Annotated in this window: 21 protein-coding genes and 1 tRNA gene; 16 read left to right on the top strand and 6 right to left on the bottom strand. The window is 71.7% G+C overall.

Translation table 11 applies throughout. The annotated features are described in order from the left end of the window. The first annotated feature begins 87 nt into the window (after positions 1–87). From Q3Y56_RS11030 to Q3Y56_RS11010, 5 genes are all read left to right on the top strand, one after another. Complete coding sequence (locus Q3Y56_RS11030) at positions 88–708, top strand: toxin (protein WP_304461775.1); 621 nt, start codon at positions 88–90, stop codon at positions 706–708. Beyond that, entirely contained in the window at positions 705–1982 is a 1278-nt protein-coding gene (locus Q3Y56_RS11025; RefSeq protein ID WP_304461774.1) for an MAB_1171c family putative transporter, read from the top strand. Before Q3Y56_RS11030 ends, Q3Y56_RS11025 begins: the two co-directional genes overlap by 4 nt. After that, positions 1979–2980 carry an aldo/keto reductase gene (locus tag Q3Y56_RS11020; protein ID WP_304461773.1) on the top strand — a complete coding sequence of 334 codons (1002 nt, stop codon included), beginning with the start codon at positions 1979–1981 and terminating at the stop codon, positions 2978–2980. The genes Q3Y56_RS11025 and Q3Y56_RS11020 overlap by 4 nt, the downstream gene beginning before the upstream one ends. Before the next feature lie 159 nt (positions 2981–3139). Further along, a complete protein-coding gene (locus Q3Y56_RS11015; protein ID WP_304461772.1) occupies positions 3140–5881 on the top strand; it encodes an AAA family ATPase in 2742 nt (913 codons plus the stop codon). 6 nt (positions 5882–5887) lie between these two features. Then, on the top strand, positions 5888–6064 hold the full coding sequence (locus tag Q3Y56_RS11010; protein ID WP_304461771.1) for a 6-carboxytetrahydropterin synthase: 177 nt from the start codon (positions 5888–5890) through the stop codon (positions 6062–6064). A gap of 36 nt (positions 6065–6100) precedes the next feature. Here the strand turns inward: Q3Y56_RS11010 and Q3Y56_RS11005 are convergent, their stop codons facing one another. Beyond that, the gene (locus Q3Y56_RS11005; protein WP_304461770.1) at positions 6101–7255 is read right to left on the bottom strand and encodes an acyltransferase; all 1155 of its coding nucleotides are present in this window, start codon (positions 7253–7255) and stop codon (positions 6101–6103) included. Between the two features lie 212 nt (positions 7256–7467). Here Q3Y56_RS11005 and Q3Y56_RS11000 point away from each other — a divergent pair, with 212 nt between their 5' ends. Then, a complete protein-coding gene (locus Q3Y56_RS11000) occupies positions 7468–8685 on the top strand; it encodes a glycosyltransferase (RefSeq protein ID WP_304461769.1) in 1218 nt (405 codons plus the stop codon). 38 nt (positions 8686–8723) lie between these two features. Here Q3Y56_RS11000 and Q3Y56_RS10995 read toward each other — a convergent pair whose 3' ends face one another. After that, positions 8724–9929, bottom strand: a complete 1206-nt coding sequence (locus Q3Y56_RS10995) for a cytochrome P450 (protein ID WP_304461768.1) — start codon at positions 9927–9929, stop codon at positions 8724–8726. Then, on the bottom strand, positions 9926–10645 hold the full coding sequence (locus tag Q3Y56_RS10990) for a tRNA-dependent cyclodipeptide synthase (RefSeq protein WP_304461767.1): 720 nt from the start codon (positions 10643–10645) through the stop codon (positions 9926–9928). Before Q3Y56_RS10990 ends, Q3Y56_RS10995 begins: the two co-directional genes overlap by 4 nt. A gap of 156 nt (positions 10646–10801) precedes the next feature. Between Q3Y56_RS10990 and Q3Y56_RS10985 the strand changes: the two genes are divergently transcribed. Genes Q3Y56_RS10985 through rfbD form a run of 3 tightly spaced genes read left to right on the top strand, consistent with a single transcriptional unit; the run spans position 10802 to position 13847 of the window. Further along, positions 10802–11869, top strand: coding sequence for a glucose-1-phosphate thymidylyltransferase (locus Q3Y56_RS10985; RefSeq protein ID WP_304461766.1), 1068 nt, complete (start codon positions 10802–10804; stop codon positions 11867–11869). Between the two features lie 38 nt (positions 11870–11907). Further along, positions 11908–12912: a dTDP-glucose 4,6-dehydratase gene (gene rfbB / locus Q3Y56_RS10980; RefSeq protein WP_304461765.1), complete on the top strand. Its 1005-nt coding sequence runs from the start codon at positions 11908–11910 to the stop codon at positions 12910–12912. Then, positions 12906–13847 carry a dTDP-4-dehydrorhamnose reductase gene (gene rfbD, locus Q3Y56_RS10975; protein WP_304461764.1) on the top strand — a complete coding sequence of 314 codons (942 nt, stop codon included), beginning with the start codon at positions 12906–12908 and terminating at the stop codon, positions 13845–13847. The genes rfbB and rfbD overlap by 7 nt, the downstream gene beginning before the upstream one ends. Here the strand turns inward: rfbD and rfbC are convergent. Next, positions 13817–14473, bottom strand: coding sequence for a dTDP-4-dehydrorhamnose 3,5-epimerase (rfbC, locus tag Q3Y56_RS10970; RefSeq protein WP_304461763.1), 657 nt, complete (start codon positions 14471–14473; stop codon positions 13817–13819). The genes rfbD and rfbC overlap by 31 nt on opposite strands. Positions 14474–15071: 598 nt before the next feature. On the opposite strand from rfbC, the gene Q3Y56_RS10965 reads away from it, so the two are divergent. Together Q3Y56_RS10965 and Q3Y56_RS10960 are read left to right on the top strand one after the other, a co-directional pair. Next, a complete protein-coding gene (locus tag Q3Y56_RS10965; protein WP_304461762.1) occupies positions 15072–15377 on the top strand; it encodes a hypothetical protein in 306 nt (101 codons plus the stop codon). Between the two features lie 21 nt (positions 15378–15398). After that, positions 15399–15983 (top strand): hypothetical protein, encoded by a 585-nt coding sequence (locus Q3Y56_RS10960; protein WP_304461761.1) that lies wholly within the window; start codon positions 15399–15401, stop codon positions 15981–15983. 138 nt (positions 15984–16121) lie between these two features. Here Q3Y56_RS10960 and Q3Y56_RS10955 read toward each other — a convergent pair whose 3' ends face one another. Continuing rightward, positions 16122–16535 carry a transposase gene (locus Q3Y56_RS10955; protein WP_304461760.1) on the bottom strand — a complete coding sequence of 138 codons (414 nt, stop codon included), beginning with the start codon at positions 16533–16535 and terminating at the stop codon, positions 16122–16124. A gap of 223 nt (positions 16536–16758) precedes the next feature. After that, positions 16759–16831: transfer RNA gene (locus Q3Y56_RS10950), tRNA-Arg, on the bottom strand. Between the two features lie 391 nt (positions 16832–17222). Between Q3Y56_RS10950 and Q3Y56_RS10945 the strand changes: the two genes are divergently transcribed. The 5 genes from Q3Y56_RS10945 (at position 17223) to ettA (ending at position 25188) form a co-directional block, all read left to right on the top strand. Next, complete coding sequence (locus Q3Y56_RS10945; protein WP_304465549.1) at positions 17223–18839, top strand: dynamin family protein; 1617 nt, start codon at positions 17223–17225, stop codon at positions 18837–18839. 368 nt (positions 18840–19207) lie between these two features. Beyond that, entirely contained in the window at positions 19208–20935 is a 1728-nt protein-coding gene (locus Q3Y56_RS10940; RefSeq protein WP_304461759.1) for a GTPase, read from the top strand. 212 nt (positions 20936–21147) lie between these two features. Then, entirely contained in the window at positions 21148–21669 is a 522-nt protein-coding gene (locus Q3Y56_RS10935) for a single-stranded DNA-binding protein (RefSeq protein WP_304461758.1), read from the top strand. 205 nt (positions 21670–21874) lie between these two features. Beyond that, entirely contained in the window at positions 21875–23269 is a 1395-nt protein-coding gene (locus tag Q3Y56_RS10930; RefSeq protein ID WP_304461757.1) for an LAETG motif-containing sortase-dependent surface protein, read from the top strand. Positions 23270–23523: 254 nt separating this feature from the next. Beyond that, on the top strand, positions 23524–25188 hold the full coding sequence (gene ettA, locus Q3Y56_RS10925) for an energy-dependent translational throttle protein EttA (protein WP_304461756.1): 1665 nt from the start codon (positions 23524–23526) through the stop codon (positions 25186–25188).

Raw genomic sequence — 25188 nt, 5'->3', positions numbered from 1 at the left:
TGACGCCTCCATCGCGTACCTTGGGGCACGGTCGTCGACGACGGCCTTCGGGACTCCGGGACGCCGGGGAAGGAGCAGACGTCGGCCGTGGCCTTGACCTCCAGGGCGCACAAGCAGCCCCGTAAGAAGGACCTGAAGAAGGACCTCAAGAACCTCCGACGGGCTTCGGAAGCAGTGCTGGCACGCCTGGATCTGCCCGACGGATGCGATATCGCCGCGCTGATGGAGCGACTCAGCACGGACCGGGGCCGCCCGATCCAGCTCGTATCGCTCCCTCTGGGCGCGAAGGCCCCCTGCGGCATGTGGCTGGCGACGGACACCTTCGACGTGATCATCGTCGAGGCGGACACCAGCCGTCTGCACCGGGACCACATCATCGCCCATGAGCTCGCGCACATGCTGTGCGACCACCGCGACTCGGCGGGATTCGACACGGCGGTGATGCGGCGTCTGCTGCCGAATCTGGACCCACGGCGGGTGCGGGAGATGCTGGGCCGCACCAGCTACTCCTGCGAGGAGGAACAGGAGGCGGAGACCGTCGCCTCCCTCATCCTCGAACGCGTCACCCGGCCTCCGGTGGAGTCGGTGTGGAGCGTTCCGTCCGCTGACGCCGAGACGGTCGCGCGTATCGAGAGCTCGCTCAATCCGGGGCTCAACCCTGGGCTCAACCCGGGGCTCAACTCTGGGCTCAACCCGGACGTCTCATGACCGGTGTGAAGGCCGTCGTCTTCCCCGCGTGCGCCGTCCTCTGCGTACTCGCCCTGCTCTACAAGCTGCGCGACCTGCGCCACCAGAGAAACGATCCGGCACTGCTCGCGCTGCTCGTCGCGTTCTTCTGCAAGGGGATCTCCTTCACGCTCTCCACGCCCTCCGTCGCGCAGGCCGTGGACGCCCGCCTGGGAGTGGCCGACCTCGGAGCGCTCGGCATCCACCTCTTCGGCGGCGTCGCGTCCAGCGCCGCCTTCCTCACGGCGATCGTCTACTGGGTGTACCCGCCCGAGACCGCCCGGCGGCGCGCCGTCGTCCGGCTGCTCATCGCGGCCCTGTGCGCGGTCGCCATGCTCACCCTGTGGGCGGCGGCGGGAGCGGGCGCGCAGCAGCGCAGCGCGCACTATCTGCTGCAGAACGCGCACCGCCCGCTGGTGGCCGCCTATCTGCTGCTGTACGTCAGCGCGTTCGGTGCCGGGATGATCGAGATCATCCGGCTGTGCCGGCGGTACGGGCGGGTGGCCGGGCGGCAGTGGCTGCGAAGGGGCCTGTACAGCACGGCGATCGGCGCGAGCGCGTGCCTCGTCTACTGCCTCAACCGCCTGGCCTCGCTGATCGCGGTGCAGTGCGGACTGGACCCGCTGGAATGGGAACTGCTGACGCCGGTCGCCAACGGGACCGGCATTCTCTTCCTGGTGGCAGGGCTCACCATGCCCTCCTGGGGACCGGGCCTCTCCGAGCGGCGGCGCCGGGTCCGCAACTTCGTCACCTACCAGCGGCTGCATCCCCTGTGGACCGCGCTGTACGCGGCCGTTCCGGACATCGCGCTCAACCCGCGCCACGCCGGCCGCCTCGCCCGCTTCCTGCCCGGCGACATCAGCTACCGCCTCTACCGCAGGGTCATCGAGATCCAGGACGGTCTGCTCGCGCTCCGCCCGTACATGGACCCGGACGTGGCCGCCGGCGCTCGGAAGGCGGCCGCGGAGGCAGGGCTGTCGGGCGACCGGCTGCACGCCATGGTGCAGGCCAGATCGCTGGCGTCGGCGCTGCGCGCGAAGGACGACGACCGTCCGCCGGTCCGGACGTCCACGGTGCCCGGCCCGGAGGCCGCCACGAGGGGCTGCACCGAACAAGCCGAGCCGGGCTACACCAAACAAGCCGAGCCGGGCCGCACCGAACAAGCCGAGCCGGGCTACGCCGAGGAAGTCGCGTGGCTGCTGCACGTCGCCCGCGCCTACACCGCTCTTCGCTCCACTGAGAGGAAGGTTCGATGAAGTACCGCAAGCTGGGCGAGCACGGCCCCGAGGTGTCCGCGATCGGCCTGGGCTGCATGGGCATGTCGATCGCCTACGGCGTTCCGGACGAGGAGGAGTCCCAGCTCACGCTGGACCGCGCCCTCGAGATGGGCGTGACCCTGCTGGACACCGCCGACGCCTACGGCCAGGGCGGCAACGAGGAGTTGGTGGGCCGCTGGCTGCGCCGGCACGCCCACGAGCGGGACCGGATGGTCGTGGCGACCAAGTTCGGGCTCCGCCACGACGCGGCGACGGGCCGGGTCGGCGACGTCGACACCTCCGCCGACTACGTTCCCCTCGCCTGCCGGGCCTCACTGCGCCGCTTGGGCGTCGAGCACATCGACCTGTACTACGCCCATCGCCGCAACCCCGCCACGCCCATCGAGGAGACGGTCGGGGCCATGTCCCAGCTGGTGGCGGCCGGACTGGTCCGCCACATCGGACTGAGCGAGGTCAGTCCCGCCACGCTGCGCAAGGCCCATGCCGTCCACCCGGTCAGCGCGATCCAGGTGGAGTACTCCCTGTTCACCCGCGGCGTGGTGGAGGGCGAACTGCTCGCCACCTGCCGGGAACTGGGCATCGCCGTCGTGGCCTACTCCCCGCTCGGGCGCGGAATGCTCACCGGAGCGCTCTCCTCCCGCGACGACCTGGCCCCGCAGGACAACCGCCGACGCTGGCCCCGGTTCGCCGACGAGAACATCCAGCGCAACCTGGCGCTCGTACAGGCCGTACGGGACGTCGCCGAGCGGATCGGTTGCTCGCCGGCCCAGGCCGCGCTGGCCTGGCTGCTCGCCCAGGGCGAGGACATCGTGCCCATCCCCGGCACCAAGCGCCGCCGCTACCTCCAGGAGAACGCCGCTGCCGTAGCCCTGACCCTGTCCCAGGCCGACCGCGACCTGCTGCGCCAGGCCGTGCCCGAGGCGGCGGTGGCGGGCGAACGCTACCCGGAACAGGCCCTGGAACGGCTGGGCCACTGAGACGGCCGGCCGACAACGCCCCCGGGGTGGCGGTGTCCCGCTGCGACGTACGGTTTCGGCCAGTTGTGGATCACTGCCCGCTTCGCGGGGTGACGCGCCGTAGGCTGCACCGAGTTGGCGCCCAGGCGCGGGTGACGGCGAGGTGAACGGGGGCGTGGTGTGACGGCGGTCTTCGTCGATCGAGAGGACAGCCTGGCCAGGCTCGAGCGCGCGGCGAGCGACCTGGCCGAAGGACGCTCGGGTGTGCTGGTGGTCGAGGGCGACTCGGGCATGGGCAAGTCGTCCCTGCTGGGGGAGTTCGGCCGCCGCGCGCAGGCCGCCGGGCCCGGCGCACAGGAGCGGGCGGCGGAGTGTCCCTGCCGGGTGGTGCTGGTGCGGGCCACGCCCGGCATCGGCGCCCGGCGACCGTACGGACCCGTCCTGGACGCCCTCCACGCGCTGGACCGTCCGGCGCCGGGCCGCAGGCGGCTGGCCGGCTGGAGGCGCACGGCGACCCGCGGTGCGCTGGCCGCCGCCCCCGACGTGCTGTCCGCCGCGGTGCCAGGGCTCGGCGCGATGGTCGCGGCGGGCCGGGTCTTCGCTGAGGCCACCGTGGCCACCGGGTCCATCCCGGGTGACAGTCTCCTGCCCGTGGAGAGCACCGTGACCCGGCAGCTGATCGACGTGCTGCTCCGGCAGGCGCGGGCAGACAGGCCCCTGCTCCTGGTGGTGGACGACATCCAGCTGTGTGATGTGTCGACCCTGGAGTTCCTGCACCTGCTGCTGCCCCGGATCGGACAGGAGCCGCTCGGCCTGGTGCTCGGGCTCGGCCTGTACGCCACGGCCGAGGGCAACGGCAGGGCGGTGGAGCAGTTGCTGGACGCCTGGCAGCGGGATCACGCCGGACTGGTGTCCCGGCACAGGCTGCCGCCGCTGCCCGCCTGGGCAGTCCGACAACTGGTCGACGCCAGGCTTCAGGGGCACCCGGCTCCCGAGAACTTCGCCGTCCGGCTGACGGGGGCGACAGGCGGGCATCCGGTCTTCGTCGAACAGTGTCTGAGGCTGTGGCGCCCCGGAGACGGAGCCCGGGTTCCGCTGCCCGGGAACCTTCCCGCAGCCGTACTGGAGCGCTTCCGGCAGCTGGACCCAATGGCGCGCGAACTCCTGGTGACCGGCGCCACGATGGGGGAGTTCTTCTTCTCGCACACACTCGCCGAGGTGTCCGCGTCACCCCGGATCCAGGTCCAGGACCTGCTGCACCGTATCGAGCGCGAGCACGGCCTGATCCGCTGCCGGCGCCGGGACGAGGTCCCCGAGTGGGCGGCCGGTCTGGGCACCGACTGGTACGACTTCGAGCACCGGGTCCTGCAGCGGGGGATCCGCGGTGAACAGACGGAAGGCGCCCGCCGGCAGCGGCACGCGGACATCGCCGAAGCGCTCCCCCGCGTGCCGGGAGCCGACGCGGGCACCGCCCCGCTGGAGCTGCGTGCCCTGATCGCCGATCACTTCCTGCAGGCCGGAACCGCGTACGCCGCGCAGGCCGCCGCCGCCCACTACGGTCTGGCCCGGTCCGTGGCGGTGGAGGATCTCTCCTTCGCCCAGGCCGAGCAGCACTGCCGGACGGCCATCGAGTCCACCCGGCAGCTGCCCGACGGCCATCCGGATCGCGACCGCCGCCTGGTGGAGGCCATCGAGCTGCTGCTCAGCATGACCGAGGTGCGCTGGAAGGGAAGCGCGGGCGAGCGGGAGAGCGAGGGAATCGACGCCCTGGCCGCCGAGGCGGAACAGGCGGCGCACCGTCTCGGAGACCGGCTGCTCATCGCCCGCACGACCCTGCTGCGCGGCAAGACCCTGCTGGCCGTCCATGGCGTCCAGCCCTCCCTCGCCAAGCTCGAAGAGGCGGTGGAGCGTGCCCGGGAGTGCGGCGAGCCGGGCCGCCAGGCGCTCTTCGTGGCGATGGTCGAGTACGGACGGCAACTGCCCAAGCGCGACCTGCGCGCCGGTCTGCGGGTGCTGCATGACGCCGAGCGGCTCTACGCCTCCGACCCGCGGCTCGGCGAGGCGGGAAACCCCGTACTGCAGCACGCCCGCAATCTCAACGAGATGCAGATCGGGGTCAACCTCTTCGACGCGGGCCGGCTCGGCGAAGCCCGGCAGAGGCTGCTGCGCTGCACCGACCGGCTGCGCGGCGAGACCCTCCGCGCCGAACTGCCCATAGCGCTGAACTACCTCGCCCAGCTCCACCTCGCCACGGGTTCGTGGGAGGAAGCGGGCACGGTGCTCCGCGAGGCGCTGGACTTCGAGGAGGAGCGTGGCGGCGACAGCGGCTGGCACGCCTACAACAACGCCCTCCTGGCCACGCTGCTCGCCCGCGACCCGGCCCGCCACGTCGAGGCGGTCGAGCGCGCGCGGGACGCCTGGCTGGAGACCCAGCGCACCTGGCTGGTCAACCTGGTGCCGATCGTCCGCAATCTGTACGCGGAGGTGCTCCTGGAGACCGACCGCGACAGGAACCTCGCCCGGCGGCTGTGCGAGGACACCCTCGTCGACACCCGAGACAGCGGCATGGTGCGCAGCGAGATCGCCGGATACGTCCTGCGCAGCCGGATCCATCTGCACGACGGCGCGACGGATCCGGCCGCCCGCGACGCCCGCCAGGCCCTCGCCCTGCTCGCCGAGCACGGGGACATGCCCGCTCTGCGCACGGAAGACGTGCTGTATCACGCGGCCCGGGCCCTTCAGGCCGCGAACCCGGGGAGCGAGGCGCGCAGCCTGCTGGACAGGGCCCGTACCGAGGTACTGCGCAAGGCGGACAGTATCGACGACGCCGCCCTGCGGGCGCGGTTCCTGACCGAGGTGCCCCTGAACCGCGCCCTGCTCCACGACCGCGGCGCCGGGGGCGGAGAGACCGGGACCGGCTGACCGATTATGGGTCGACGCGACGCTCGACCACCGGCACCTGAACGAAGCGGTCGGGGGGGGTATGCACCGACCGCCGAGAACCTCGCCAAATGGATCTACGACACCTGGCATGACGAACTGCCCGAACTCAGCACCGTGAAGGTCTCGGAGACGCCGAAAACCTGGGCGGTCCACCGGCCGTAGGGCAGTTCCGGGTTTCGGCGCGCCCGGTTCCGCGATTCACGCCGCCCTCTCGGGCTTCTCGGCACCCGCCGCGGCCTGCGCGGGCGCAGACCCGGGCGCGGGTCTCCGCCGCCGTGCGAAGCGTCGCATGCAGGGCCGCTCCACCAGGGTGTACAGCAGCCAGGCCATGAGCAGCGCCACGGGCAGCCCCAGCACCCCCGTGGCGAGCCCGGCCCAGGCGTCACCGGTGATCTCGTAGACCACCAGCAGCGCCAGGGCATGGACCAGGTAGAAGGCGTACGAGATCTCGCCGAGGAAGACCATCACCGGAGTCCGCAACGGCGACCGGGCCCCGCGCAGATCCAGCGCCGCGGTGGCCCGGATCAGCAGCGTCAGCGGCACCACCCCGACGGCGGCGAAAAGGAAGACCGGCGGCAGCAGGGTCGCGCCGAGGGCCAGTGAGGCGAGCAGCAGTGCGGCCGAGGCCCCCACACCGATCCGCCGTTTGCGGTCATCGGACCGCATACCGATCGCCAGGATGATGCCGAGGACGAACTCCGGGAGGCGGCAGAGCGGCAGGAAGTAGGCGAACCACAGCTGGTTCCGCGGCACCGGCCAGGGGAATCCGGGCAGCAGCGCGCCGCCCAGCGCGTAGGAGACCACCGGTACGGTCCACACGGCCGCCGCCATGCAGACCGCGGCGGCCGCCAGCCGCCGTGGCGGGATCCTGCGGACCAGGGCCAGCAGCAGCGGGAACAGCAGATAGAAGAAGACCTCGCACGCCAGCGACCAGGCGACGATGTTTCCGCTGCCGATCAGGTTGTACTTCGGCAGCCAGGTGTGCACCAACAGCACGCCCGGCACCAGCGCCAGGACCGAGCCGGACTGCCGCACCGCCACGCCGATGCTCAGGAAATAGATCATGAACAGCGCCCAGGCGGTCAGATGGTTCGGGTAGATCTTGACGACCCGTCGGCGCCAGAAGGCGCGTGCCGTGTCCCCGGGGCGGCGGAACCGGGTGAGCACGAAACCACTGAGGATGAAGAAGAGTGACACCGCGACCGGGCCCAGCAGTTCGGTCGGCGTCCATGACCGGCCCTGCATCCGCGGGCTGAGGAACGCCGCGTGGCAGACGAAGACCCCGAAGGCGGCGACGAACCGCAATCCGGTCAGGGACGGCATGCGCTCACTCGGCGGGGTCGTCGACGTCACGGTGAAATTCCCCGGGTCGGGGGTGCGGCTGCGTTGCCGGCCCGCACCTCGTCCGTATAGTCGTGATCGCCGTCACGGCGGCCCGCGCTGTCCAGCCGGTTCGTCTCACCTGCCCGGCCGAACGCACCGCTCCGCCGTACCGACCCCGCCGACCGGTTCGCCATCGGTCGGCCAGCGCGGCACCGCCGCGCACCACCGCAGGGGAGCCCGCCGTGCGCGTCCTTTTCGTGGCAGCACCCGGAGTCGGCCATCTGCTGCCCGCCGTGCCGACGGCATGGGCGGCGCAGTCCGCGGGCCATGAGGTGCGGGTGGCGGCGACCGGCCCGAGCCTGGACATGGCGACCCGGCTGGGACTGGCCGCCGTGGAGGTCTCGGACGGTACCGCCGCCCACGCCTACCGCCGCCTCGCCGAGCGCGGAATGGCCGCCCGGCCGGAGGCGCACGACCTGTCGACCGCCTGGCAGCGGTTCACCCGTCCTCCGGAGCCGGACGGTGGCCAGGACGGGGACGGGAGCGACAAGGCCGGGGTCGACGGAGACGGGGGCGGGGCCGACAGGGACGGCGGCGGGAACGGCAAGGACGGGGTCGTCTCCGAAATGCTGGATGTGGGCCGGCGGATGACCGACGGGATTCTGCGGGCCATCCGTGACTGGGCCCCGGACCTGCTGGTGTTCACCTCCTTCATCGGCGGCGGACAGTCCGCGGCCGACCAGGCGGGCGTCCCCGCCGTCCACATCGGCATCGGCATGCCCTACCCCGACCTCTCCGCACTGCTGCCGGACCCGCCCGCCCCGCCCGTACTCACCGCCGACGTCTGCCCGCCGAGTCTGCGCCCGCCCGGCGCCGAGCCCGGTGCGCCGCTGAGGTTCGTGCCGTGCAACGGCGGTGGAGTGGTGCCTGACCGGCTGCTCGCCCGCCCGCGGCGCCCGCGGATCTGCGTGACCTGGGGATCGGTTCTCCCGGAGCTGGGCATGGACGAGACCCTGGCCACCACGCTGGCGGCGCTGGCCGGCTTCGACGCCGAGGTCGTCCTCGCCACCGGCTCCTCCGCGGCGTCGACAGGGCGTCCCCTTCCCCACGGCGTCCGGCAGGTCGGCTGGGTTCCGCTCACCGCGGTCCTGCCGGACTGCGCCGCGGTCGTCCATCACGGGGGCTCGGGCAGCACGTTCACCGCGCTCGCCCTCGGCATCCCCCAAGTGGTGCTGCCCCAGGCCGCGGATCAGCCGGTCAACGCGCAGGCGGTACTCCGCCGCGGAGTCGGCACGGCCCTGGAGAAGACCCGCCCCGGGGTGGCCGAGCTGCGCGGGGCCGTGGAGCGGGCGCTGGGCGACGCGGAGATCCGCCGGGCGTGCGCCGAGGTGCGGGAGGAGATCGCCGCCATGCCGGGACCGGACGCGTTCGTCCGGCGGCTCGCCGCGGCGGTGTCCTGAGCGTACGGGCGCGGCGGCACGGCGGCCCTGCGGGCGTGTCACCAGCAGACCGGCACCCTGGCCGGCCGGATCAGCTGAATGTCGATCTGCCAGGGCAGGTCGTCCTCGGGCACGGCCAGGAACAGGTCGGGGAAGCGCCGGAAGAGGGCCGCGTAGGCGGTGGTCAGAAAGACCCGTACGAACGCGGCTCCCAGGCAGAAGTGCGGTCCGGCGCCGAAGGTCGCCGACATGTCCCCGGTGCGGTGGATGTCGAATTTCTCCGGGTGCCGGTAGTGCCTGGGGTCCCAGGTGGCGCCGAGCATCGGCGCGCAGACCCCGTCGCCCGGTGCGATGCGCACACCGTGCAGGGTGACCTCCTCGGTGGCCACCCGGGGCAGGCCGAGGACTCCGTTGTGGTGGTAGCGCAGCACCTCGTCCACCGCTCGCGGCCACAACTCCTCCTCGGCGACGCAGGCGCTCAGCTGGTTGCGGTGACGCATCAGGGTCACCGCCCCGGTGGCCAGCGGCGGCACCAGCGGCTCGGACCCGGTGACGAGGAGGTAGCTGACGGTGCCGTGCAACTCCTCGTCGCTGATGACCCCTTCGGCCTCGGCCCGGACCAGCGCCCCGAGGGGCCCGTTGTGGTCGCCGTCCGCCTGTTTGCCCTTGATGACCTGCTCGGTGAGATCCAGCGTCGCGGCCGTCGCGGCGGCGACCGTCTCGGCGGTGACGACCAGGCTGGTCTGGGTGCGGAAGGCGTCCAGGTAGGCGGCCCGCTGCTGGAGGGGGATGCCGAGGATCTCGCAGCTCACCCTGAGCGGCAGCGGAGCCGCGTACGCCTCGACGAGATCGGCGGGGTTCGGCCCGGCCTCCATGGCGTCCAGCAGGCCCTCCGCGTGACGGGCGATCATCTCCGCGCGCCGGGACGCCGCCGAACGTGTGAAGTGCGGCGCCAGGACATGGCGGATCCGGGCATGGTCGGCGCCGTCCAGATTGAAGATGCCGCCGGCTACGGCGGTGAAGTCCTCGCCGACGAAGCGCGGCGCGCCGGGGTAGACCAGGTCGCGGGAGAAGACCGGGTCGGTGAGCAGGCGGTTGATGTCGTCCTTCCGGGTGAGCATCCAGACCTGTCGGCCGCTGGGCAGGATCACCGGGCACACGGGGTGGTGCTTGCGCGCCCAGGCGAGGACCGGGGGCGGGGTGCCGTACCGGCCCAGCGCGAAGGGGTAGCCGAGCGGCGGGCTGAAGTCGTCGACGTGACTCATCCATCGCTCCTTCCAGGGGTGGCCGACGATATGTGCGTGACGACCGCGAAGCCCTGGCCCGCGACCGGCCGCACGGCCGGGGACCGACCCAGGATCAGCGGGGTGAAGGGCTTCATCTCGCGGTGGTAGACGACGACCGACGACTCCGTCGCGAAGATCCCCGGGCTGTCGAGGAACAGCGGGAGCTCGGCGAGGGGATAGCTGACGGCGAGGTCGATCTGCCGCTCGGACGGCGGCTCGGTGCAGTACGTGCGCAGGGCGTCGCGGGCGGTCTCCCGGCAGGCGGCGCGGAGCACCGGATCGCGCGCGTACTCCGTGCGGACCCGGTCGTGCAGCCGGGTGTACGCCCACCGGTTGGCGAGCGTCGTGGAGGTGTGGACGCGCAGATGCGGTTCGTCGGCGCCGCAGGACCGCAGCGCGTCGACGGCGGCGTTGCGGAGCTGCTTGGCCGCCCGGCGGGAGCGGTGTACCGCGTCGCGTGGACTCACTCCGGCGCCGGTCAGCGTATGGGCCGCCTCCCAGCCGGGGACGAACACGTCCGCGCGGGCGAAGTGGTGGTGGCCCCAGGCCACCAGGTCCCGGATGAGCCGCGGCTTGTAGTAGCCGTTGAACGGGCTCAGGCCGATGAGGACGTGTTCCGCATGGTTCAGGAGCCGCTCATGGCGATCCGACAAGGTGCGGACGGCGAAACCGCCCAGGTGACTGTCCGTGCTCACAAAAATACATACTGCCATCGAGGGGGGCGGCCCGCGCGCCCACACCGTGGCGGGCTCGCGTGCCCACACCGCGGTGGGCCCGCGCGCCCACCCGAAGGCTCGCCGAAGACGAGCCGATGATTCCGGTGGCGGCAGGCCGCCCATATGATCACCGCCGTGAAGGCTCTTGTGCTGGCCGGAGGTGCGGGCGTACGGCTCCGGCCGATCACCCACACGTCCGCCAAGCAACTGGTCCCGGTCGCCAACAAACCGGTGCTCTTCTACGGTCTCGAAGCCATCGCCGACGCCGGAATCACCGAGGTCGGCATCGTCGTCGGCGGCACCTGCCAGGAGATCCGGCAGGCCGTCGGGGACGGATCGGCGTTCGGCCTCGACGTCACCTACATCCCCCAGCACGCCCCGCTGGGGCTCGCCCACGCCGTGCTCATCGCCCGGGACTTCCTCGGGGACGACGACTTCGTGATGTATCTGGGCGACAACTTCATCATCGGGGGCATCACCGGCCTCGTCGACGCCTTCCGCCGGCAACGCCCGGACGCCCAGATCCTCCTCACCGCCGTGACCGACCCCACCGCCTTCGGAGTGGCCGAACTGGACGGCTCCGGCAGGGTCGTCCGCCTGGAGGAGAAGCCGGCCCGGCCCAAGAGCGACCTGGCACTGGTCGGGGTCTACCTCTTCACCCCCGCGGTGCATGCCGCCGTACGGGCCATCCGGCCGTCCCGGCGCGGCGAGCTGGAGATCACCGACGCCCTTCAGTGGCTGATGGACAACGGCAGGGACGTACGCTCCACGGTGATCTCCGGCTATTGGAAGGACACCGGCAACGTCGCGGACATGCTGGAGGTCAACCGCGCCGTGCTGGAGACCGTCGAGCCGCGCGCCGACGGATCCGTCGACGGCGGCAGCGAGATCATCGGCCGGGTGTCCATCGCCGAGGGCGCTCGCATCCGCGGGTCCCGCATCGTCGGTCCGGCGATCATCGGCCGCGGCACGGTCGTCGCCGACTCCTACATCGGCCCGTCCACCGCGGTCGCCGAGGACTGCCGCGTCCAGGACAGCGAGATCGAGTTCTCCATCGTGCTCCGGGGCTCCTCCATCCGCGGTGTCCGGCGGATCGAGGCGTCCCTCATCGGACGCAGCGTCGACGTCGCCCCGGCGTCGACGACGCCGCGCGCCCACCGGTTCGTCCTCGGAGACCACAGCACGGCCAGGATCTGCTCATGACATCCAGGGGGGCCACTCATGACCGCCAGGATCCACTCGTGACCGCCGAGGCGATCCTCGTCACCGGAGCGGCCGGGTTCATCGGTTCCCACTATGTGCGCACCCTGCTCGGCGCCGGGTCCGGCTTCGAGCCCAGCTTCGAGTCCGGCGGCGCGGCCGGCGCACCCCGCGTCACCGTGCTGGACAAGATGACCTACGCCGGCAACCCGGCCAATCTGGCGGCGGTCCGGGACCATCCCGCCTGCACCGTCGTCACCGGGGACATCTGCGACGCCGGGCTCGTCGAAGAGCTGATGGGTCATCACCGGTACGTGGTCAACTTCGCCGCGGAATCCCATGTCGACCGGTCCATCGCCGGCGCCGGGGACTTCATGACGACCAATGTCCTCGGTACCCACACCCTGCTGGACGCCGCCCTGCGGGCGGGCGTGCGGACCTTCGTCCAGGTCTCCACCGACGAGGTCTACGGCTCCCTCGCCGCGGGCTCCTGGACGGAGACCGCGCCCCTCCTGCCCAACTCGCCCTATGCCGCCTCCAAGGCGGCCGCCGATCTGATCGCCCTCGCCTGCCACCGCACCCACGGCCTGGACGTCAGGATCACCCGCTGCTCCAACACCTACGGACACCACCAGTACCCGGAGAAGCTCATCCCGCTCTTCGTCACCCGGCTGCTCCGGGGACTGAAGGTGCCGCTCTACGGCGACGGGCTGAACGTCCGCGAGTGGCTGCACGTCGACGACCACGTCCGCGCCATCGAACTGGTCCGCACCGCGGGCCGCCCCGGTGAGGTCTACAACGTCGGCGGAGGCACCGAGCTGACCAATCGGGAGCTGACCGGTCGGCTTCTGGCGGCCTGCGGAGCGGGCTGGGAGATGGTCGAGCAGGTCGCCGACCGCAAGGGCCACGACCGGCGGTACTCCCTCGACTGCACGAAGATCCGGCAAGAGCTGGGGTACCGCCCGCGCACGGACTTCGCCACCGGCCTGGCCGAGACCGTGGCCTGGTACCGCGACAACCGGCACTGGTGGGAACGGGCATGGTAGTCCGCTGGCTGGTGACAGGGGCCGGCGGAATACTCGGGCGGGACGTGTGCGCCCGGCTCGCCCGGCTGGACGGTGCGTCAGCCACCGGGCTGCTCCGGCGCGACCTCGACATCACCGACGCCCGCGCCGTCCGCGCCGCGTTGCGCGCCCACCGGCCCGACGTGGTGGTGAACTGCGCCGCATGGACCGCCGTGGACGATGCCGAGACCCACGAGGACGCCGCCGCCCGCGTCAACGGCGACGGCCCACGCCATCTCACCGCGGCCTGCGCCGAGTCCGGTGCCCGGCTGCTCCACCTCTCCACGGACTACGTCTTCTCCGGCGCCCTGGAGCGCCCTCGCGCCGAGGACGACCGCCCCGGCCCCCGGACCGCCTACGGCCGCACCAAGCTGGCCGGGGAGCAGGCCGTGCTGGCGGGTCTGCCGCACGCCGGCTATGTCGTCCGCACCGCCTGGCTCTACGGCACGGGCGGCCCCAACTTCGTCCGCACGATGATCCGGCTGGAGCGCGAGCGCGACCACGTCGACGTCGTGGACGACCAGCGGGGCCAGCCCACCTGGACCGCCGACCTCGCCGACCTGCTGGTACGGCTCGGGCTCGGCGCCCTGCGTGGCACCGCGCCGCCCGGCGTCTACCACGGCACCAGCCGCGGCGCGACCACGTGGCACGGCCTGGCCCAGGAGACGTTCCGCCTGCTGGGCGCCGACCCGGGGCGGGTACGGACCACCACCAGCCGGGCCCTGGCCCGACCCGCCCCCCGACCTGCCCACAGCGTCCTGGGCCACGCCGCTTGGCGTGCCGCCGGGCTCGAACCGATCCGGCATTGGCGGGCCGCGCTCGCCGAGGCGTTCCCCGCCCTGCTCGCCGCCGAACGGCAGCGGCCGCCGGGCACCGTCCCGCCGTCTCACGACCGCTCTGACCGAGCCCCCGACTGAACTCCTGACTGAACCCCCGACCGACCCTCTGACTGAGCCAGGCGCTGTTCGTAGTGCGCCAGGCATCGATCGAAGGACGGCAGCAGTCCGGCCCGTTCGGCCTCGGCCAGCGAGGGGGCGCCCTCGTCCTTCTCGGACAGGACCGGTTCCAGCCCGGCCGGCCAGTCGATGCCCAGGTCGGGATCGAGCGGATGAATGCCGTGCTCGCGCCCCGGTGCGTACCCCTCCGAGCACAGATACACCACGGTCGCGTCGTCGGACAGCGCCATGAAGGCGTGGCCCAGCCCCTCCGCGACGTAGACGGCACGCCGGGTCCGGTCGTCGAGCCGTTCCGCCACCCAGCGCCGGTACGTCGGCGAACCCGGTCGGATGTCCACGACGACGTCCAGAACCGCCCCCCGCACACAGGTGACGAACTTCCCCTGACCCGGTGGCACATCGGCGAAGTGCACCCCGCGCAGCACCCCGCGCCGGGACACCGAGCAGTTGGCCTGGAGGACCCTCAGGTCATGACCCGTGCACTCGCGGAACCGTTCCGCGCGGAACCACTCGTGGAAGGTTCCCCGGTGATCTCCGAAGACCTTCGGCTCAGTGATCCACGCCCCCGCGATGTCCAGTGCCCGCACGTGACACCCTTCCGCTCCGCGCCCGGGTGAAGCGCCCCCGGCAGGAGCCGCAACCGAGAGCTGGTCGTACCGTACCTCCTGTTATCTCCGGAGGCGCCCTGATTATGGCGATATCGGCGCGTCTGCCGAAGGCGCGGGCCCGTTGATGGCCAAGTGTGAGGCGTTGTAAATCACCCATTTGCCGCATGGCTCGGGCGTCAGGCGATGTGCCCCCGCCCTGGCCGCGCACCGGGTCGGCTTCGTCCCGCTCGCCCGCAGCTGCCGCGTGCGTCCTCACCCTCATTGCCGCAACCGCGTGCGCAGTCGCAGCACCCTCCGACACCAGCCCCAGCCGCAGTGCGAAGAACACCTACGAGTGGGTGGACGCCGCCACAGTACCGGCCAAGGACCTGAAGGACTTGCCCAAGCCCGTCCCGTTCGACTCCTACCTGCGCACCCACGCGAAGGGCACCAAACCGCAGCCTACGCTCCAACGGACCTCGCCAGACGAGCGCTTGCGTCAGGAGCGAGGATCCCAAGAAGTGGACTATCGGGCAGAACTTCAACACCGGAATCGACGGAACATCCAGCGACCCGGGAGTCTCGATCACAGAACCTCGTGACCAGTCGCGAAGAAAGTCTCACTCCCTGGGAGAACAAGCCCTCATGGAAGTTGACCTACACCTCCCCTGACAAGGGGCCGCAGTACGAGCAAGGAAATCAACAAAAGGTCGCTGCCATGGTGTTCATGGATCTCAGGGTCGACTCACCCAACGCCACCCCGTACTCCAAAGTGGGCACGTACCGCTCCCTCGTACGCTTCGACTACGCTGGCCCAGTAGCGGGCAAGTACCTCGGCACCGTTTTCACCGAGGCCCGAGTGACGCTCACCCTCGGCCCGGTCTATGTGGCTATCGTGCGGTGAGCGCCCATCGCCGGAGGATCCATGGCCCTCATCACTGAGTACCGCACGCCCGCCACACCGGACTACGAGGCCGTTGAGGTCGCCGACGCCGACGCCGTCGAACAGGACCACGAAGCTCTCAAGGCCGCCCGCAGCCGTGTCGTTGCCGGCAGCGGCCGTCAGCTGTACCTGCAGAGCCTGCAGCGCGACATCGACGTCGAAGTGATCATCCGGGTCTGGGACACATCCCAACCCCCTCCCGCGTCGGCAGAAGGAACAGTCCCCGTCACGCTGAACTCACCGAGTGGAACCCTGGTGATCAAACAGTTCACCTACGGACCGGCCGGTGAGATGGCGCTGCCTTGTCCCGGTCTCTACGAGGGACTCGCGTCCTGGAACGGGCGGCAGGAGACAGCCGACTACTACGACGCATGCCTCGACCGCAGCGTGGACGAAGAATGGGGCGCTGAGCAGTTCCGACAGGCATGGCGAGAATGCCCGACACGGGAGCAGTACGTCATCGACCTATGGCCCGCCCATGATGTGAGCGGGGCGACGGTCAGCAATGCTGACCAGGCGGACACCATGCTGGACCCGGCGCGGCGAGACCGCATCGCGTTTGGCTAGGAGGGCATACAACTGGGAGGGCCCTGGCTACTGTCAGGCAACCATCGGCCACCCGCGCACAGATGGCCGGGTGCTGCCCCGCTGGGTTGCGGGGCGGCACCCGGGACGTGTCAGTGACTTTGTGTAAGTCCTCGGGGCTCACCTGGCGTTGAGCCGGATCGCCGGGTAGCGCTGGCCCAGCTCGCCTGCGGCGAAGTCTTCGAGGGCCTGCTGGGCGGCCTGCTCGGTCGGGGCCGTGTAGATGGCCTTGAGCGCCGACGCCACGGCGGCGTGGTGCTGCTTGGCGGCGAACCGCAGCGACGCGCGGATCAAGTGGATCACACAGGTCTGGACCGTGGCCTTGGGCCAGGTCGAGGTGACCGCCTCCGGCAGGCCCTTGAGTCCATCGCAGGCGACGATGCACACGTCCTCCATGCCGCGGTTGCGCAGCTCGGACAGCACCGTCATCCAGGTGGTGGCGCCTTCGCCCTCGTCTCCGGCCCACAGGCCGAGCACGTCCTTGCAGCCGTCCATGTCGACGCCGACGGCGAGGTAGACGGGCTTGGAAGCCACCGATCCGGAACGGCATCCAGGGCCCGCTCCAGCACGGCCCGGGTCACCTGGGTCAGCAGCCCGCCCTCGCCAGCCATGTCTGTCCGTCCCGGCTGGTCAAGGCCCCAGGGCTGAGCCTCGGCCAGCCTGCCACATCACGGACTTACGCGATCTTTCAGACACGCTCGGATTGGGGGAGCGGGGAGCGGCGGTCGCCCGGGCTGTTGACCAGCCCATAAGAGAGCGCCCCCGGCAGGACTCGAACCTGCGGCCAAGCGCTTAGAAGGCGCCTGCTCTATCCACTGAGCTACGGGGGCCGGTGGTGGTGGCCGTGACCGCACGATGCCCCGGTTGCCTGCGGTTCCGACCGTGCGGGGCCGTGGTGCCGGTGGCCGGGCTTCGGGCGGATCCGTGACCTTGCCGGGGACAAGAATAGGGGTCCGTACACCTCGTCCCGGTTGCTTCACCTCCGTGGCACGTTGTGGAGGTTCGGTGAAGCGGTCCTGATAATCGCAGGCAGGTACGAATCCTGCATCGTTTTTCACGCCTCAGGAGGCGGGTGTTGTGTACTCGTTATGCCTGAGTCTCCGTCGTGATCACCGTTCCGTGCCCCGTCTGGGGTGATCCGGGCGGGTCTCATCGCCGCGTGTGGCCGGTCATACGCTTCAAAAAGCCCACAAAATTGTGCATTCTGCACCCGTGGCGATCATGGACGTACGGCCCCGACTGCTCGACACGCTGTCCGCACTGCGCGGCAGTGTCGACGCCGCACGTTTTCCGCTCCCTCTCCCCGGCGCCGTCCGCGCCCGCCGAAGCCGTGCCGAGCTCCTCGCCCAGCTCGACGACTACCTCGTGCCCCGCCTGCGCAACCCCGACGCGCCGCTGCTCGCCGTTGTCGGCGGCTCCACCGGCGCGGGCAAGTCCACGCTCGTCAACTCACTCGTCGGGCGGCGGGTCACCGAGGCCGGGGTGCTGCGGCCCACCACCCGTACGCCCGTCCTGGTCTGCCACCCGGGCGACCACCCCTGGTTCGCGGGGCAGCGCATCCTGCCGCAGCTCACCCGCGTGTGGTTGCCCCCGCAGGGCGACGCCGACCGGGAGTCCTACCTCGAGGACGACGAGACGGCGGACGACGGGGGCGCCCAGCTGCGGATCGAGAGCGATCCGGCGCTGGAGCCCGGGCTCGCGCTCCTCGACGCCCCCGACATCGACTCCCTCATCGCCCGCAACCGCGACCTGGCCGCCGAGCTCATCTGCGCCGCCGACATCTGGGTGCTGGTCACCACGGCCACCCGCTACGCCGACGCCGTGCCCTGGCACCTGCTGCGTACCGCCAAGGAGTACGACGCCACCATGGTCACCGTTCTGGACCGGGTGCCGCACCAGTTCGCCGCCGACGTCTCCCGCCAGTACGGCGCGCTGCTCACCGCCGCCGGACTCGGCCAGGTACCCCGCTTCACCATCCCCGAACTGCCCGAATCCGCGGGCGGGGGCAGCGGACTGCTGCCCGCCACCGCCGTCGCCGCGCTGCGCGACTGGCTCATCCGGTGCGCCCGGGACCCCGAGACCCGGGCCGCCGCCGCGCAGCGCACCGCCGCCGGCGTCCTGGCCTCGATGCGCTCCCGGATGCCCGCGCTGGCCGCGGCCGCCGCCGCGCAGCACGCCGCCGCGGTACGGCTCGTCCAGCGGGTGGAGGACGCGTACCAGGGCGCCATCGAGCGCGTACAGAAGGAGATTGCCGCGGGCGCGGCGCTCGCGGGCGGCGCGCTCACCCACTGGCACGGCTACCCCGCCGACAGCACCCCCGCCGAACTGCTCACCGCCCTCACGGACTCCCTCGCCACCCTGCTGCGCGGCGCGGCCGCCGCCGCCGACGAGGAGATCGCCGCCGGTGCCGAACGGGAGCCGGCCGCCCGCGTCGGGCTCGCCCCGAGCGAGCCGCGGGCGGCGGGCGAACGCATGGGTGTGGCGGCCCGCCGCTGGCGGCGCCACGTCGAGGAGCTGACGGAGGAGGAGGTGCGGGAGCTGCACGTCTCCGAGCGCGGCGGCGGCCCGGACCCGGAGGCCGTCGCGGCGCTGCTGGTCACGGCGCTGCTGGGCGGCCGCCGGGCCCGTTCCGCGGGCGAGACCCTCGCCGAGACGCTCGGCGCGCACGGGGTCCTGGGCCTCCAGGACCGTGGCGGGCGCCTGCTGAGTACCTACGTGGAGCGGGCGCTGGAGGCGGAACGGGACCGCAGGCTCGCCCCGCTCGACGCGCTCGACGTCACCCCCGACCACCAGGTCCGGCTGATCGCGGCGCTGTCCGTACTGCAGAAGGAGAGGTGACCGCGGTGACGGCGACGGGACACGACGGCCGGTGGGCAGGCCAGGCTGCGGACGGCAGGCCGACGGCGTCGCCGAGCGGCCGCGGCGGCGGGACGGAGCCCGCGCGTATGCCGCCTGCGCCGGGTGCGGCTCCCGGGCTGGGTGCGGCTCGCGGGCTGGGCGCTGCTCCTGTGCCGGGTGTGACTCCCGTGCCGGGCATGGCGTGTGCGCCGAGTGCGGCTCCTGTCCGGGGCATGGCGTCTGTGCCGAGTGCAGCTCCCGTGCCGGGTGCGGCTGGTGCGGCACCCGTGCTCGGCATGGCGCGGACGACGAGTACGGCTCCTGCGCCCGGCATGGCCCGTACGACGAGTACGGCTCCCGTGCCGGGCATGGCGCATACGACGGGTACGGTTCCCGCGCCCGGCATGGCGCGTACGGCCCATACGACGGGTACGGCGAGCTTCACGGGCGCCGCGCCTGCGCGAGGCGGTACCGGGGCCGGGCGCGTCTCCTGGGCGGCGTCCGGTGACCGTGACCGCGGCGCCGACTACCCGTACCCGCGGGGCGGCGCTCCGCGCACCCTGCGTCCGCGTCTCGACGCGTTGCGCGAGCTGGTGGGGCTCTCCCGCAACCGGCTGGACCGGCGCGCGCTCGCCGAGGCCGGCCGGGTGCTGGACGAGGCGGTGGCGCGCGGGCGGCACTCCCTCGGGCACACCGTCGTCGCACTCGCCGGAGCCACCGGAAGCGGGAAGTCCACTCTCTTCAACTCCCTCGCGGGGACCGAACTCTCCAAGGCCGGGGTGCGACGGCCGACCACCGCCGAACCCGTCGCCTGCGCCTGGACCGACCACGCCGACGGGCTGCTGGACCGGCTCGACATCGCACCGCAGGCCCGGCACCGGCCGGTGGACCCCTACGACGCGGTCCTGCGCGGGCTCGTCCTGCTGGACCTGCCCGACCACGACTCGGCCGCCACGGGCCACCGGGAGCGGGTCGACCGGCTGCTCGGGCTGGTCGACGCGGTGGTGTGGGTGGTGGATCCGGAGAAGTACGGGGACGCCGTGCTGCATGAGCGCTATCTGCGGCCGCTGGCGGGCTACGCGGAGGTGACCTTCGTCGTCCTCAACCAGGTGGACCGGCTGCCCGGCGAGGCCGCCGACCAGGTGCTGGACGACCTGCGGCGGCTGCTGGACGAGGACGGCCTGGCGCTGGGCGAGCACGGCGAGCCGGGCGCGACCGTGATGCCGGTGTCCGCGCTGACCGGCCAGGGCGTCGGCGAACTGCGGAAGGCGCTGGGCCGGTTCGTGGGCGAGTGCGGAGCCGCCGAGCGGCGGCTGTCCGCGGACGTCGACGGGGCGACCGAGCGGCTGCGTCCGGCGTATGTGGGGAACGGCGGGGGCGCCGGACTGGGCGAGGGCTCGTGCACGGACTTCGAGGACCGGCTGGCGGACGCGGCGGGGGCGGAGGCCGTCGGACAGGCGGCCGAGCGGATGTGGGTGCGCGAGGCGGGCCGGGCGTGCGGGACGCCGTGGGGGCGGCTCGGCCGCGGTGGCGTACAGGAGGCGGGCGGGCCGATGGCGGCGGAGCCGGTGACGGCGCGACCCGCGGTCGACGAGGCGGTACGGATCGTGGCGGACGAGGCCGCGGCGGGCCTGCCGGCGCCCTGGGCGCAGGCGGTTCGCGAGACGGCGCGGCGGGGAGCCAAGGGGCTGCCGGAGGCGATGGACGAGGCCGTGGCCGCGGTGGCTCCGTACGGCGGCCCGCCCCGGCCGCCGTGGTGGTCGGCGGTGGCGGTGGCCCAACTGGCCCTGCTGGTCCTCCAGATCGTGGCCACGGGCTGGCTGGTCGGCGCGGTGGCCGGTCGGCTGGACTACGACTGGTGGAAGCCCGCGGTGCTCCTGGCGGGCGGAGTGCTCAGCGGGCCGGTGCTGTCGTGGTGCTGCGTGCTGGTGTCGCACGGGCCGGCCCGTGCGTACGGGCAGTCGGTGGAGCGGCGCATGCGGGACGCGGCCGCGGGATGCGGACGGACCCGGGTGCTGGAGCCGGTGGCGGCTGAGCTGGGGCGGTACCGCGAGGTGCGGGAGAAGTACGCGGTCGCGGCGGGCGGGTCGGGCTGAGGAGCTGTCGCTCCCGCCAGCAGAGCTGTTCCTCCGCCAGTGGAGCCGTCCCTCCCGCCAGGAGGGCCGCCACTCCGGCCAGGCGCCTCGATCGGGTGACCGGGTTGTCCACAGGCCGGTGCTTGTCCACACGCCTCAGCGGGATGCGGCCGGCCGGGGCAGCATGAGGACACGGCACGAGAGATGAGCGGCAGCGGGGGAGGCTGGTCCGAATGAACGAGACCTTGGTGACTTTGGTGGGGAACGTGGCCACACGGCCGGAGTTCCGGGAGACGGCGTCGGGGGTGCCCGTGACGCGGTTCCGGCTGGCGGTGACGGCACGTCGCTGGGACCGGGCGCGCGAGGTGTGGCAGGACGCGTACACGAGTTTCTACACGGTGTGGGCGTGGCGATCGCTCGCGGTGAACGTGGCCGCGTCGGTGACCATCGGTGAACCGGTGGTCGTGCAGGGAAGGTTGCGGGTCCGGGAGGAGTGGCGGGAGCCGCGCGACACTCCGCAACCCGGGGGCGCCCAGGTCCCGGCCTCGGTCCCGGCCCCGGTCCCAGTCCCGGTCCCGGCCTCGGTCCCGAGGGATCCTCAGGAACCAGCGGGTGCCCGGGGCCACGAGAGCGATCGGCGGGTCTCGGTGGAGATCGACGCGCTGGCGGTGGGGCACGATCTGGCCCGCGGCACCGCGGCGTTCAGGCGGGTCTCCCAGGCCAAACCGCAGTTGACCGGGGCAACAGCCCCATGAAGGCCGGAGATTTATCGATATTGCCAGGTCCTGGATCGGTCCTGGCGATAACGATTCCGATTCGGATCGGTTGGCCGTGCTCATTCATGGGGAACGGGCGAGCCGACCTCCCTAGGATCCCTGAGTGCCAACGGGGGTTTCCTGAGTTTGGAGTTCGCCGGCGAGACGTGCCCTCGATGACCTGTGCTCGCCCGAAGGGGAAATCATGATCTCTGCAAAGAGGCGCGGCGCTGCCCGCCTCGCCGCCGCTGTCCTGGCCTCCGGCCTGGCCGCGGTCGGCGCGATAGCCGTCGCGGGTCCTGCCGCCGCGGACGACGCGACCCCTGACCAGGGCGGCGCGACTGCCACGCTCACCGGCCTCAGAGTCTTCGACCAGGCGGTCATCCACGACGACGGCAAGGACCAGGAAGTCGGCGCCGGTCTGTTCGAGATGGCGGTCGACAACGGCGGCACCATTCAGACGTACTGCATCGACATCCACAACCCGACGCAGGAGAAGGCGCGGTACCAGGAGAAGCCCTGGGACGCGACCTCGCTGCACAACAACCCCGACGCCGGCAAGATCCGCTGGATCCTGCAGAACTCCTACCCGCAGGTGAACGACCTGTCGGCGCTCGCGGCCAAGGCCGGTTCCGGGGCCCTCACCGAGAAGACCGCCGCCGCCGGCACCCAGGTCGCCATCTGGCGCTTCTCCGATAAGGCCGATGTCGAGGCCGTCGACCCGGCCGCGGAGAAGCTCGCCGACTACCTGGAGAAGAGCGCGCAGGGCCTGGAGGAGCCCAAGGCGTCCCTGACCCTGGACCCGCCGGCGGTCTCCGGCAAGTCCGGCGAGCGGCTCGGCCCGATCACCGTGCACACCAACGCCGCCCGGGTCACGGTCGCCCCGGGCGCCGGGGCCCCCGCCGGCGTCAAGGTCGTCGACAAGGACGGCAAGCCGGTCACCAGCGCCGCCAACGGCAGCCGGCTGTACGTCGACATCCCCGCCGGTGCCGTCGACGGCTCCACCACGCTGACCGCCCAGGCCACGACGAAGGTCCCCGTCGGCCGCGCGTTCGCCAGCGAGAGCAAGAGCCAGACCCAGATCCTGGCCGGTTCCAGCGAGAGCACCGTCTCCGCCACCGCGACCGCGACCTGGGCGAAGAAGGGCCCGATACCGGCGCTGTCGGCCGAGAAGAACTGCGCCAAGGGCGGCGTGGACGTCACCGCGACGAACAAGGGCGACGAGGCGTTCACCTTCGAGCTCGCGGGCAAGGAGCACACCGTCGAGGCCGGCAAGTCCGAGACGATCACCGTCCCGGTGCGGGAGGACCAGTCCTACCGCTTCACCATCACCGGCCCGAACGGCTTCGAGAAGACGTTCTCCGGCGTCCTCGACTGCAAGACCGCGGGCAACGGCGGCGGCCAGGACACCCCGCCCAACAAGCCGGGCCCGGCCTCGGCCGGCGGCACCACCGGCGGTGAGACCGACGGCGGTGACCTCGCCGAGACCGGCAGCAGCAGCAACACCCCGATGATCGCGGGCATCGCGGTCGCGCTGGTCGCCATCGGCGGCGGAACGGTGTTCTTCCTCCGCAAGAAGAAGTCCGGCGCCGCTCAGTGAGGACCACGTGACCGTCTGAGACGGTGAGCCTCTCGCGGCCCCGGCGCGCCCTCGGCGCACCGGGGCCGCAGTGCTACCTGGCCGGGGCCGCAGCGCTACCCGGCCGTCGGCGCACCACGGCGGCCGCCGCACACGGCCACCCGACTGGGTTTCCGTCGCGGGCTTGTCGTACGGCAAGATGGGGTGTATCTGCCCGCACGCGGCCCGGCCGATTCGGTCGCGTATCGACACCTATAGATGCCGGACGGTTTCTCTTGGCTGAGTACATCTACACCATGCGTAAGACGCGTAAGGCGCACGGTGACAAGGTGATCCTCGACGACGTGACGCTGAGCTTCCTGCCCGGCGCCAAGATCGGTGTCGTGGGCCCCAACGGCGCCGGTAAGTCCACGGTGCTGAAGATCATGGCCGGTCTTGAGCAGCCGTCGAACGGTGACGCGTTCCTGTCGCCCGGTTACTCCGTGGGCATCCTCATGCAGGAGCCGGAGCTGGACGAGTCCAAGACCGTTCTGGAGAACGTCGAGGACGGCGTCGCCGAGATCAAGGGCAAGCTCAACCGGTTCAACGAGATCGCCGAGCTGATGGCGACCGACTACTCCGACGCGCTGCTGGAGGAGATGGGCAAGCTCCAGGAGGACCTGGACCACGCCAACGCCTGGGACCTCGACGCCCAGCTGGAGCAGGCCATGGACGCCCTGGGCTGCCCGCCCGGCGACTGGCCCGTGACCAACCTCTCCGGTGGTGAGAAGCGCCGCGTCGCGCTGTGCAAGCTGCTGCTGGAGGCCCCCGACCTGCTGCTGCTGGACGAGCCCACCAACCACCTGGACGCCGAGTCGGTCCAGTGGCTGGAGCAGCACCTGGCCAAGTACGCGGGCACCGTCGTCGCGATCACCCACGACCGGTACTTCCTGGACAACGTCGCCGGCTGGATCCTGGAGCTCGACCGCGGCCGCGCCATCGGCTACGAGGGCAACTACTCCACCTACCTGGAGACCAAGCAGGCCCGTCTGAAGGTCGAGGGCCAGAAGGACGCCAAGCGCGCCAAGCGGCTCAAGGAAGAGCTGGAGTGGGTCCGCTCCAACGCCAAGGGACGGCAGGCCAAGTCCAAGGCCCGTCTGGCCCGGTACGAGGAGATGGCCGCCGAGGCCGAGAAGACCCGGAAGCTGGACTTCGAGGAGATCCAGATCCCGCCGGGCCCGCGCCTGGGCAACGTCGTGGTCGAGGTCAACAACCTCTCCAAGGCGTTCGGGGAGAAGGTCCTCATCGACGACCTGTCCTTCACGCTGCCGCGCAACGGCATCGTCGGCGTCATCGGCCCCAACGGTGCCGGCAAGACGACCCTGTTCAAGATGATCCAGGGCCTGGAGCAGCCGGACGCCGGTGAGATCAAGGTCGGCGAGACCGTCAAGATCTCCTACGTCGACCAGTCCCGCGCCAACATCGACCCGAAGAAGACGCTGTGGGCCGTCGTCTCCGACGAGCTGGACTACATCAACGTCGGCCAGGTCGAGATGCCCTCGCGGGCCTACGTCTCCGCGTTCGGCTTCAAGGGCCCGGACCAGCAGAAGCCCGCCGGTGTGCTCTCCGGCGGTGAGCGCAACCGCCTCAACCTGGCGCTCACCCTCAAGCAGGGCGGCAACCTGCTGCTCCTCGACGAGCCGACCAACGACCTCGACGTGGAGACCCTGTCCTCCCTGGAGAACGCGCTGCTCGAGTTCCCGGGCGCGGCCGTGGTCGTCTCCCACGACCGCTGGTTCCTGGACCGCGTCGCGACGCACATCCTCGCGTACGAGGGCGACTCCAAGTGGTTCTGGTTCGAGGGCAACTTCGAGTCGTACGAGAAGAACAAGATCGAGCGGCTCGGCCCGGACGCGGCCCGTCCGCACCGCGCCACCTACAAGAAGCTCACCCGGGGCTGA

The organism is Streptomyces sp. XD-27 (assembly GCF_030553055.1).
Taxonomy (GTDB): domain Bacteria; phylum Actinomycetota; class Actinomycetes; order Streptomycetales; family Streptomycetaceae; genus Streptomyces.
The sequence above is the reverse complement of the archived record's forward strand: the minus strand, read 5'-3'. Positions and strand labels throughout refer to the sequence as shown.